The organism is Trinickia symbiotica (assembly GCF_003028655.1).
Taxonomy (GTDB): Bacteria; Pseudomonadota; Gammaproteobacteria; order Burkholderiales; family Burkholderiaceae; genus Trinickia; species Trinickia symbiotica_A.
Genome location: NZ_PYUC01000026.1, coordinates 54250 through 65093 on the forward strand (window position 1 = coordinate 54250; position 10844 = coordinate 65093).

Genomic DNA, 10844 nt, shown 5'->3' on the forward strand with positions numbered 1-10844 from the left:
GTGAGAGTCTAGCGATCAGCAAGCCAAGCGGGCACGCTTTTGTACGTTGCGAAGAGCAGGAAAACGAAGGCGATGGCCAGCAGTGGTACGCCGTAGAGCGCCACTGGGAAAAACAGCACAAGCTGGAGTGATGTCCCACCGACGCCGTATGTAACGTTCGTGCCTCGAACGTTTTCGTGTATCAGGTTCGCCACTGTCCCAATGCCTAGAGTGACGAGAATAAGTCCTCCATAGGCCGGTACGTGGTGGAGTGGCGCGGTCACCCACGCGTAGTATCCCCACCAAAGAAAATTGATCGCGACGGCCGCGAGCCAGAACCCTCGTACCGTGAGAATGTTGCGACCAAACCGCTGCCGACAGTGGCGATCAAATTGCCGGATGCCTCTGGCGATAGCAAGCAGGATACCTACGGTGATGGCTACCTTCAGTAGCACCATCTTTTTCTCTCCTTCGATGTGTATTACGGTTCTATGCCATTTGCCCAAAAAGCGTCAACTTTCGGCGCGATGCATTCGCTATCTCTTAATCAAGATAGACGTCCGTTAGACGAACGCAAGGAGCAGTCGCCGTGGCGATTCATATTCTCATCTCAGGACCGCACAGGCAGTGCAAAAGTTCGTCGCCGATGCACGGACCAAGTGGACGCCGTTACCAGGAGCGCACGTGCTGCTGAATAAGCGCGACGTCGATGGACAATGCGCCTATGCTGAGAAGCTCCGTTAGGTTCCGTTGCAAGGCCTGTTCGTATAGGTTCACAAACAGTGAACACCAGTTCGCATGATCGTTCGCGGGCGGGCAGACTATCCTTGCGTTGGCGACGCGTGGCTCATCAACGCGCCCGGCCGTGGATAGGATCGGAATATCGATCCGTGCTACAACGTTGTGTTTTTCCGGACGTAGACGCGGCTGATCATCCCGCCGCAGGAACAATATGGTCCCGACCAATGCGACGTCTTCCTCCAGATGCTCGGTGTGGCGGGACTGAGCTGCAGCAAGGCCATAGGCGGTCAACATTTTCCTGCTGCGGCGATCAATCCACTGTTCCGCCTGTTGCAGATGCTCGTTGAGCATCCGCAGCCGGCGGTAGTCCTGTTCGCTCATGTCAGTGGAGGGGCCGGGCGGCGGCCATTTGTCCGGCATCTCTTGCATTGAGTGCTCCCCGGTCTATTGAGGAAACCCCTGTTGAACGAGGTGTTGGGGGGGCGATGCCGATTATCCACAGGGCAGTGCTCCGACCGGTGTCCCCGCTGAGATCCCCATGGATTTCCGGCGCATCGGAGTATACTACGATAGTCGTAGTATCTAAGCGAGCGCTTTGCAACGATATTCGTAGTTCTGTTTGTAACGGGCTACCAGTGAATGTCCGCGGCGCCGCCTTCAATCTTTGGAACGCGACTGAAGGAGGCTCGCCTAGAGGCCGGGCTGTCGCAGAAGCAGCTTGGGATTGAGGCGGGCCTGGATCCATTTGTCGCGAGCACGCGCATCAATCGCTATGAGCTCGGCGTTCACAAGGCGGATTACACCTTTGCTATCCGTATCGCGGCAGTACTTCGGGTACCGGTTGCGTTTCTCTACGCGGAAGATGAAGAACTCGCCCGCTTGATTTTGATTTTTGGCAGGCTCTCGAAACGGAAACGCAACGAGCTTCTATCGCATGCTCAAACCCTGGAGGTCGGCTCGAAGTAGATTCGTAGCATCGTGTGTCATCTTTGAAGATCGGGAGGGTGTCATGGCAACATTGGAAGCAATTGAGGTAAAGATAAGGCGTTTGCAAGAGCAGGCACAAGCCATCAGAGCAAAGCAACTCTCGGCGACGCTCGATCGCATTGTCGAACTCATGCGAAAGGGCGGGGTTACGCTAGCTGACATCGAGGCTCACGTTGACGCGAAGAAACGTGGCGGGAGGCCCGGTAAGAAGGCTGCTGCGCAGACGGCTCCTGCTACGGCGAAATACCAAAACCCAAAAACTGGTGCTACCTGGTCTGGACGCGGTCGCGCTCCCTCATGGATTGCGCATGCGAAGAACCGTACGCGCTTTCTCGTTGATGGCAATTCGTCGGATGTATCGACGACTGGCGGAAACGTTGAAAAAAAGCGGGGCAACTATATCCGAGGGCAGCAGCCGGCGAAGTATCGCGACCCTGAGACCGGTGCAACTTGGAGTGGACGCGGTCGTGCTCCCGCGTGGTTGGCGAACGCAAAGAACCGCGCAGAATTCTTGATTGAAGACCCGTCGGGCGGTCGACGCGCGCGTACTGCTTCTTAGTGCCATATAGCTATTCACAAAACGTCACAACCGGGCACTTTAACTGTTGTGCTAAGTAGGCTGCACATGCAATAGCTCGCACGAGCCGCGCGCCGCAAAATCACATCGATCGGGCAGTCTAACGCGGTAGTGCCGCAAGCGGCAGGTTTCGAATGCGATCGATGAATTCGTGCGGATCGGCTTCGAGCGCGCGCAAAATGTCGAGCAATTCGATGACGTCAATGCGTCGCGCACCACTCTCGTACTTCGAGACGAAAGACTGTGGTCGTCCTAGGCGCTCGGCAAGATCCTGTTGTAGCAGCCCACGCTGCTTGCGCGTCTCCATAAGCAGCGCGGCGAGTTGACGGTAGCGGCGGTCATGTATCGGGTGGGCCATCCACACATTCTAAATTCGGATATCATATATCCCAGATTCGGATTTGGGATATTCTGTGCGGGAACTGATGGTGATCGTGTGGGTGCTAGCGGCGGCCGGTATCGCAGCGTCGATCGCAATCGACATGCGCCATTTGGCCGCCAACCGCGTTTGGCTTTCACGTAGCGGATGGACTTTCGCGTGTATCTGCTCGGGCCCGGTTGCAGGTGTCGTCTATCTCATGTTCCGACGTGCTGCACGGCGGGCCCTAATCGCGTCCGTTTGGCAGATCGTGGGCGGCGATTCATACCCCTCCCACACTCGCCGCAAGCGATTGGTCACGTTGCTGCAGTCCGGCCTGATCGGCACGTCAGTTTTCAAAGCCTGCTTGAAAGTGCTGGATGATGAATGTACAACCCTTCACGACTCGAACAACGTCGAATGAATGCTGTCACACCGCCCAGTTGCGCAATCGGAAAGGGCGCATGGGGTCGCAGGTGCGATGCGGAGAAAATGGCAGCGCTGATGACGAAGCTTGCAAACGCTACAGCTAGTGCCTGGTTCCGGCGATACATCACCCTCGGATGCCGGAACCTTTTTTGCCGGCAGGCTTCCTGCCGGCGCTTTTTCTTCAGCGGGTGTCGACGATGAGCGCCGATGCTTGCATAACAAAACTCCCCGTGCGGAACAGTGCCGTGCGTTGGGCAACCGTCGGCGCGAGCCCGATGAAGATGCGGTTTCTGTGCCCCCCTTCGGGGACCGGGTCGGAAACCCGCCGGACCTCGCTCTCTTCAATGTACCGTCGCGTGCACATTGAATCTTCATCGAGCATCCTTTCCGATGCCCTTAGTGCCCGCTGTCGACAGCGGTGGTGGCCGGTGCGTCAGGCGTCGCCGTGCGCACAGATGCTCGATTCGGCCCGGGCGCGTTGATCATCGATACATTGGATATGCCAACGGCCACATGCCGAGGGAGGGGCGACCCGCCGCGCTACACCTGTTTCTCCTTCGAACGGCCCGCCGTGTTTGCGGAGTTTGAGGTCCTCGAGTTCGAACAGCGGACTTCCACCGCCGGGCGGGCAAACACGCGTTTTCGCGGGACGGCCCTCCAGCCGCCCCCATGAAGGTAAGGTCAGGCTTGCGTGGGACTCGCGCGACCATTCGAGCAGTTCGTCATCGAACCAGAGAATCGCGTATGCGCTAGGGTCGATGCCATCGAACGAGTGAAGGTGAACTGTGATCCGCATTCGCGTCCTCCTGACGAGCGCCTCTCGGCGACATGTGTGAGTGATGGCCTACATCACTGAATTAATGGTGAGTCGATAGGCTAGGTGAATTTGGCGGAGGGGGCCGCCCTTATCCTGCGGTAGCGCATCGGCATGTCTATGAAGGTGCTTTTCCGCCGTTCGATTGCACTCGCTTGATCGAGGTTCCCGTCGCGGGTCATCAGCCTTGTGTAACTTACATGGTCACAACCTGCCATGACTCAATGACGCTTGCTCGTGCTTACGTCACCGCAGCCGTAGCCGCGCATTCGTCGTGGAATCCCGCATGCCTGCGCGCACTGACTACGGCTTCGCCGTGCTACATCTGCGTCAACATGCCGCACGTTTTTGCTGTTCGCTATTTGATTTCAGTCAAGCCAGATCAACCCCTGATGTTGGACGATCGCCCTAGCGTGCTCGGTCCTGCATGTATGCAGGTGATACGACACCCACGTACTTCAACCCATGACTGGACAAACATGATATCCAGAAAAGCTTTGAAGAAATGGTCGATACCCCTTGTGGCGGGAGTGACTGCCTGTTTTTCCGGATGCGATGCCGCATTGCTCGACCCAAAAGGGACTGTGGGTGCGGCAGAGAAGGCGCTGATTTTGACATCGACGCTTACAATGCTCATCGTCGTCGTGCCTGTCATCGTGCTGACGCTTTTATTCGCCTGGCGCTATCGCGCTTCGAACACTGCAGCGAGCTACTCGCCAAAATGGGCGCATTCGACGGCGGTCGAAGTCGTCGTGTGGACGATTCCGGCGCTCATCATCCTCTATCTCGGCCTGCTGACCTGGCGCACGACGCACGAACTCGATCCGTATCGACCACTGGCCTCAAAGGTGAAACCGATGGAGGTTGATGTCGTGGCGCTCGATTGGAAGTGGCTCTTCATCTATCCGGACCTCGGCATTGCTACGGTCAACCAGGTCGTGTTCCCCGTCGGCACGCCGGTCGAGTTCCGCATTACGTCGGATTCTGTGATGAACTCGTTTTTTATTCCTCAGCTAGGCAGCCAGATCTACGCGATGGCCGGCATGCAGACGCAGCTGCATCTCATCGCCGATTATCCGGGCGACTATGCCGGCCTCTCCGCGAACTACAGCGGTGAGGGATTCTCTGACATGAAATTCCGTGCCATCGCGGTGGATCGCGTGCGCTTCGCCGCCTGGGTGGACAAGGTGCGCGCTTCTCCCCAGCACTTGAGTATGGACGTCTACGGCGCAGTTGCGAAGCCGGACGAGCATGTACCGGTCATGTACTTCTCGTCTATTGATCCGAAGCTCTTTCGCAAGATCATCGCGAAGTACAACAACGGCAACGTCCTTGACCTCAAGGACGGCACCTGTGGAAGCAAGGGATAGACCATGCTTGGAAAACTGACACTCTCGGCGATACCGTTCGATCAGCCCATCATCATGGGGGCAGGCGTGCTGATGCTGGCGATCGCCCTCGCCGTCGCAGGCACGCTGACGGCGCTCGGCAAATGGAAATGGCTTTGGAGTGAGTGGATTACGAGCGTCGATCATAAGCGGATCGGTGTCATGTACCTCGTCGTAGCGGGACTCATGCTGGTGCGCGGCTTCGTCGACGCGCTGATGATGCGCGCGCAGCAGGCGCTTGCTTACCATTCACCCGGCTATTTGCCGCCTCATCACTACGACCAGATCTTCACGGCACACGGCACGATCATGATCTTTTTCATGGCGATGGCGCTGATGGTTGGCCTCTTCAACCTTATCGTGCCGCTGCAGATCGGCGCACGTGACGTCGCATTCCCGTTCCTTAACTCGCTTTCGTTCTGGATGACGGCGGTGAGCGCCATCCTGATGAATCTCTCGCTGGTCATCGGTGAATTCGCCAAGGCGGGATGGCTGGTTTATCCGCCGCTGTCGGAGCTGCAGTTCAGCCCGGGCGTCGGGGTCGACTACTACATTTGGGCCGTTCAGATATCCGGCGTCGGCACGCTGATCACAGCCATCAACTTTTTCGTCACGATCATACGCATGCGCACTCCCGGCATGACGCTTATGAAGATGCCCGTGTTCACCTGGACGGCGCTCTGCTCGAACGTGCTGATCATGGCGACGTTTCCGATTCTGACAGTCGCTGTGGGCTTGCTCGCCCTTGACCGCTATCTGGGTATGCATTTCTTTACAAACGACGCCGGCGGAAATCCGATGCTCTATCTGAATTTAATATGGGCTTGGGGGCATCCTGAGGTGTACATCCTCGTGCTGCCCGCATTCGGCATCTACTCAGAGGTCATCGCCACGTTCGCCAGGAAACCGCTCTTCGGGTACAAGACGATGGTGTATGCCTCATGCGTGATCATGATCCTCTCGTTCCTCGTGTGGCTACATCACTTTTTCACGATGGGGTCGGGCGCCGACGTGAATTCGTTCTTCGGTATTGCGACAATGGTCATCGCGGTGCCGACCGGCGTGAAGGTCTTCAACTGGCTCTTCACGATTTACAGAGGCCGGCTCGAGTTTTCGGTGCCCGTACTTTGGACGATCGGATTCATGGTGACGTTCACGATTGGCGGGATGACCGGCGTCATGCTGGCTATCCCGGGTGCCGACTTCGTGCTTCATAATAGTCTCTTCCTGATTGCGCACTTCCATAACGCAATCATCGGTGGTGTTGCATTCGGATACTTTGCTGGTCTGGCGTACTGGTTCCCGAAGGCGTTCGGCTTCAAGCTTGATGAAAAGCTCGGCAAGCGTGCCTTTTGGTTCTGGTTGATCGGCTTCTACGTGGCGTTCATGCCGCTTTACGTGCTCGGATTCATGGGTGCGACGCGGCGCTTGAGTCATTACGAAAACCCAGCGTGGCATCCATGGTTCGTCGTGGCTGCATTCGGTGCTGTGCTGATCGCCAGTGGCGTTGCCTACCAGATAGCCTCGATCGTCGTCGCCGTCAAACGCCGTAGCCTTCCGCAATACCGCGATGCAACGGGCGATCCGTGGGGTGGTCGAACGCTCGAATGGGCGACTGCGTCGCCGCCCCCGATCTACAACTTCGCGCATCTTCCGGTTGTGGAAGAGCTCGACGCCTTCGCGCACATGAAGGAAGCGGGCAAAGCCAACGCGGCGCCAGAAAGCCATGAGGACATCCACATGCCTTCCAATACTGCCGACGGCTTTGCTATCGGTCAGTTCAGCCTTGCACTAGGGTTCGCGCTTGTGTGGCACATCACGTGGCTCGCCGGACTATCGTTTGCAGCCATCATTGCGACGCTGATCGCGCGCAGTTTTCGTCAAAATGACGGTTATGTCATTCCCGCCGTACGCGTCTGCGAAATGGAGTCGCTGAGAAACCGCACGCGCACGCTGGGACCGGTCGAGTTACCCGAAAAGGCGGAGGGCTGATCCGTGTCGCAAACTGCATCGCTTACCACCGACGGCGTAACGGCCGCAGAACATGGCGTCTCTCCGACGGTATTAGGCTTCTGGTTATACCTGATGACTGACTGCGTGTTGTTTGCCGCTCTATTCGCCGCGTTTGCCGTCATGTCAAACGAGTTCGCAGGTGGCTCAACCGGGCGGGATCTTTTTAATATTTCGGGTGTCGCACTCGAAACCGGCGCACTTCTCGTGAGCAGCATCACATACGGCTTTGCGATGATTTCCGCACATCGCCGGCAGCGTCGCGCGGTGCTCGGCTGGCTCGTCGTGACCTTCGTGCTCGGCGCGTTTTTCCTCGCTCAGGAATTGCGCGAGTTTTCGCAGCTGATTGCCGGCGGGGCAGGCCCTGACCGAAGCGCGTTCCTCTCTTCCTTCTTCACGCTGGTCGGCACGCATGGCCTCCACGTCACAGCCGGGCTTGTCTGGATGGCCGTACTCGTCGCGCACGTCGTCCGTTCGTCGGATATCTCCGAGCGCGACCTGACCCGTCTCACGTGCTTGAGCCTATTCTGGCACTTCCTCGACATCGTGTGGATCGGCGTATTTACCTTCGTTTATCTCGGGAGCGTGCTTTAAATGACCCATTCTTCTTCCTTGCCGCTGACGGCGCGGAACAGCAGCGTTGTTGGATATATCGTCGGCTTTTCCCTTGCCGTGTTGTTGACTGCGGGATCGTTCATACTGGCCACGCACCGGTCTCTGCCGCCGGAAACCGCAATGATTGTCCTCGGGGCGCTCGCGTTCGTGCAAATCGTCGTCCATCTGGTCGCGTTCCTGCATCTCGATTTTTCCCGCGGCCAGCGGTGGAATGTGCTCGCGTTCTGTTACGCCGCATTCGCAGCGCTGTTTCTGATCTTCGGAACGCTCTGGGTGATGCACAACGTCAGCATCCACATGATGTCTCGCTGACCCGAGTCTTCGCTGATCCATCTGGAAAGGCTCGGCCCCCTGGGCAGGGCATTCCTCCTTGCACTTCACGTTATCCCAGTAGTTTCATGACTGATTCGCTCCGCCCTATCTCTGCCGGAGAGCCGCTGCCGCATCGCAGGATCATTCGGTCGTGGCTGATCCCGTTCAGTGAAAGCGACACCGCCTACGCACTGGTGCTGATCACATTCGACTTCGCGCTGCTCTTGGTTTCGCTCGCAGCGGTTATACAGACGCACGGCTTCATGTGGAAAGCCGTCTGCGGGCTCGTCGCCGGCTTCGTCATCGGCCGGCTGTTCATCATCGGCCACGATGCCTGCCATCAGAGCCTCACCCGACACCGGAAGCTGAACCGGTGGCTTGGCCGAGTCGCCTTTTTGCCATCGCTCACGCCCTACAGCCTTTGGGAAGTCGGACACAATGTCATCCATCACGGGTATACGAACCTGAAAGGCGTCGATTTCGTGTGGGCACCGCTTTCTGTGCGGGAGTTTCGCGCGCTGTCCGGCCCGCGTCGCATTCTGGAGCGCGTCTACCGCAGCGGGTGGGCGCCCGGGCTGTACTACATGATCGAGATTTGGTGGCGTCGAATGTTCTTCCCGTCGCGCGCGGCGATGCCCACGCGCCGGCCGGTTTTTCTTCGCGACTGCGTACTGGTATCCGTGTTCGCGCTGTTCTGGATCGGCACCCTTGTTTGGGCCGCCTATCTGACCGATCAGCCGGCCATGTCGCTCATCGTGACCGGCTTCGCCATCCCGTTCCTGTTCTGGTGTGCGATGATGGGATTTGTTGTGTATGTCCATCACACCCACACGCGAATTCGCTGGTACCACGAGCGCGCCGAGTGGGGCCGCACGGACCCATTCGTCTCGACGACGGTGCACCTGACCTTCCGACGCGGCATTGGCGCACTGTTTCATCAGATCATGGAACACACGGCTCATCACGTCGACATGAGTCTGCCGCTTTACAGACTCGCGGCTGCGCAGCGCAAGCTCGAGGAACAGCTGCCAGGGCGCATCTTGGTGCAGCCTTTCTCATGGCGTTGGTACTTCGGCACCGCCCAGCGCTGCAAGCTCTATGATTTTGCCTCGCATCAGTGGACCGATTTCGCCGGGCGGCCGACCGTTTGACTGGAGCACGTATGATCGATGCCGACATCCTGTTTCAGCACCGGCTGCTTGCAAAGTACAATGCCGCCACCCCGCGCTATACGTCGTATCCGACCGCGGTCCAGTTTCGCGAGGACTTCGACGTTGCGGACTACGCGCGCGCGGCTGCTGATCCCGGAGCGGCGGATACAGATCTTTCGCTCTACTTCCATATTCCATTCTGCAGTACGGCGTGCTTTTATTGCGCTTGCAGCAAGATCGCCACGAAGAACCGCGCACGTACGCGGCCCTATCTCGACTGCGTGAAACGTGAGCTCGCGCTTCAGGCAGAACTCTTCGATACGGCGCGTCCCGTGACGCAGCTGCATTGGGGTGGCGGTACGCCCACGTTCCTCTCTCCTGGCGAAATGATCGAGTTGATGGCCGCCACGCGCGAGCATTTCACGTTGCGGCCCGATGACGTAGGCGAATATTCGATTGAAATCGACCCCCGGGAGGTAAGCGCGAAAACGATCGTCCAGTTGCGCACGCTAGGCTTCAACCGGCTCAGTCTCGGTGTACAGGACTTCGATCCGCTCGTGCAGCACGCGATTAACCGTATCCAACCACTCAAGTTGACTGCCGACGTCATGCGTGCCGCGCGCGCAACAGGATTCCATTCGATTAGCGTGGATCTGATTTACGGGTTGCCGTATCAAACCGCCGAGAGCTTCGCGCGCACGCTCGACATCATGCTCTCGCTCGCACCTGATCGACTTTCCGTATTCGGCTACGCGCACTTACCGCAGCTTTTCACGATGCAGCGTCAGATGGATGCGTCGACTCTGCCATCGCGGCAAGAGAGGCTTGCGCTGCTGCGCATCGCGGTTGAGAAGTTGACAAGTTCCGGGTATGTGTATGTGGGTATGGATCATTTCGCTTTGCCAACCGACGAGCTCGCGCGTGCGCAGGCGCGGCGCGCGCTGCATCGGAACTTTCAGGGATATAGCACTAACGCGGATTGTGACCTGATCGGCTTAGGCATGTCATCGATCAGTAAGGTCGGCGACGTGTACGCTCAAAACGCCAAGGATCTGGCCAGCTATTCGGCCGCGATCAATACTGGGCGCCTCGCGATCGCACGGGGCATTTGCCTCACAGTCGACGACCGCTTGCGGCGAGACGTCATCGCTCAGTTGATGTGCAACTTCGAACTGTGCTTTGTTGAGTTCGAGGCCACATACGGGATTTGCTTCGCTAATGTATTCGCTCCCGAGCTGGAACGCTTGCGCGAATTCGAGCGGGATGGCCTCATCGCGGTCGACTCGGACCGACTGCAAGTGCTTGCGGCGGGCAGAATGCTGGTGCGCGATATCGCGATGGTATTCGACCACTATGGTAAGCACCCGGCAAAGGCGCCTTGAAGCGCAGGAGTTCTGACGCGAGCATCGTGCCCATTAACAACTTTAATGGACAGGTGTACACGATGGAAGAACTGGCAGCGAATCCCGAAGTCGCGGTGCAG

At 58.0% G+C, this 10844-nt stretch carries 13 protein-coding genes; 9 read left to right on the top strand and 4 right to left on the bottom strand.

Features of this window, described 5'->3' with window-relative positions:
- Positions 1-8: 8 nt before the first annotated feature.
- Together C9I57_RS30865 and C9I57_RS30870 are read right to left on the bottom strand one after the other, a co-directional pair.
- Entirely contained in the window at positions 9-437 is a 429-nt protein-coding gene (locus C9I57_RS30865; RefSeq protein WP_102607304.1) for a hypothetical protein, read from the bottom strand.
- A gap of 211 nt (positions 438-648) precedes the next feature.
- Positions 649-1149 carry a hypothetical protein gene (locus tag C9I57_RS30870; RefSeq protein ID WP_107154306.1) on the bottom strand — a complete coding sequence of 167 codons (501 nt, stop codon included), beginning with the start codon at positions 1147-1149 and terminating at the stop codon, positions 649-651.
- 210 nt (positions 1150-1359) lie between these two features.
- Between C9I57_RS30870 and C9I57_RS30875 the strand changes: the two genes are divergently transcribed.
- A complete protein-coding gene (locus C9I57_RS30875; protein WP_102607302.1) occupies positions 1360-1686 on the top strand; it encodes a helix-turn-helix domain-containing protein in 327 nt (108 codons plus the stop codon).
- Between the two features lie 43 nt (positions 1687-1729).
- Positions 1730-2266, top strand: coding sequence for an H-NS family nucleoid-associated regulatory protein (locus tag C9I57_RS33655; RefSeq protein WP_107154307.1), 537 nt, complete (start codon positions 1730-1732; stop codon positions 2264-2266).
- A 118-nt stretch (positions 2267-2384) separates the two neighbouring features.
- Here C9I57_RS33655 and C9I57_RS30885 read toward each other — a convergent pair whose 3' ends face one another.
- Positions 2385-2642 carry a helix-turn-helix domain-containing protein gene (locus tag C9I57_RS30885; protein WP_102607300.1) on the bottom strand — a complete coding sequence of 86 codons (258 nt, stop codon included), beginning with the start codon at positions 2640-2642 and terminating at the stop codon, positions 2385-2387.
- 55 nt (positions 2643-2697) lie between these two features.
- Between C9I57_RS30885 and C9I57_RS30890 the strand changes: the two genes are divergently transcribed.
- A complete protein-coding gene (locus C9I57_RS30890; RefSeq protein ID WP_223258755.1) occupies positions 2698-3066 on the top strand; it encodes a hypothetical protein in 369 nt (122 codons plus the stop codon).
- 438 nt (positions 3067-3504) lie between these two features.
- On the opposite strand, the gene C9I57_RS30900 is transcribed toward C9I57_RS30890, so the two are convergent.
- Entirely contained in the window at positions 3505-3867 is a 363-nt protein-coding gene (locus C9I57_RS30900; protein WP_107154309.1) for a DUF3564 family protein, read from the bottom strand.
- A 497-nt stretch (positions 3868-4364) separates the two neighbouring features.
- Here C9I57_RS30900 and cyoA point away from each other — a divergent pair, with 497 nt between their 5' ends.
- The 6 genes from cyoA to hemN all read left to right on the top strand — a co-directional run bounded on the left by cyoA (position 4365) and on the right by hemN (position 10743).
- Complete coding sequence (gene cyoA / locus C9I57_RS30905) at positions 4365-5255, top strand: ubiquinol oxidase subunit II (protein WP_107154310.1); 891 nt, start codon at positions 4365-4367, stop codon at positions 5253-5255.
- Positions 5256-5258: 3 nt separating this feature from the next.
- Positions 5259-7265 (top strand): cytochrome o ubiquinol oxidase subunit I, encoded by a 2007-nt coding sequence (cyoB, locus tag C9I57_RS30910; RefSeq protein WP_107154311.1) that lies wholly within the window; start codon positions 5259-5261, stop codon positions 7263-7265.
- Between the two features lie 3 nt (positions 7266-7268).
- The gene (cyoC, locus tag C9I57_RS30915) at positions 7269-7877 is read left to right on the top strand and encodes a cytochrome o ubiquinol oxidase subunit III (protein WP_107154312.1); all 609 of its coding nucleotides are present in this window, start codon (positions 7269-7271) and stop codon (positions 7875-7877) included.
- Positions 7878-8210 (top strand): cytochrome o ubiquinol oxidase subunit IV, encoded by a 333-nt coding sequence (gene cyoD / locus C9I57_RS30920; protein WP_102607294.1) that lies wholly within the window; start codon positions 7878-7880, stop codon positions 8208-8210.
- An 86-nt stretch (positions 8211-8296) separates the two neighbouring features.
- Positions 8297-9361 carry a fatty acid desaturase gene (locus C9I57_RS30925; protein ID WP_107154313.1) on the top strand — a complete coding sequence of 355 codons (1065 nt, stop codon included), beginning with the start codon at positions 8297-8299 and terminating at the stop codon, positions 9359-9361.
- A gap of 11 nt (positions 9362-9372) precedes the next feature.
- Positions 9373-10743, top strand: coding sequence for an oxygen-independent coproporphyrinogen III oxidase (gene hemN / locus C9I57_RS30930; protein ID WP_107154314.1), 1371 nt, complete (start codon positions 9373-9375; stop codon positions 10741-10743).
- The last annotated feature ends 101 nt before the right edge of the window (positions 10744-10844 follow it).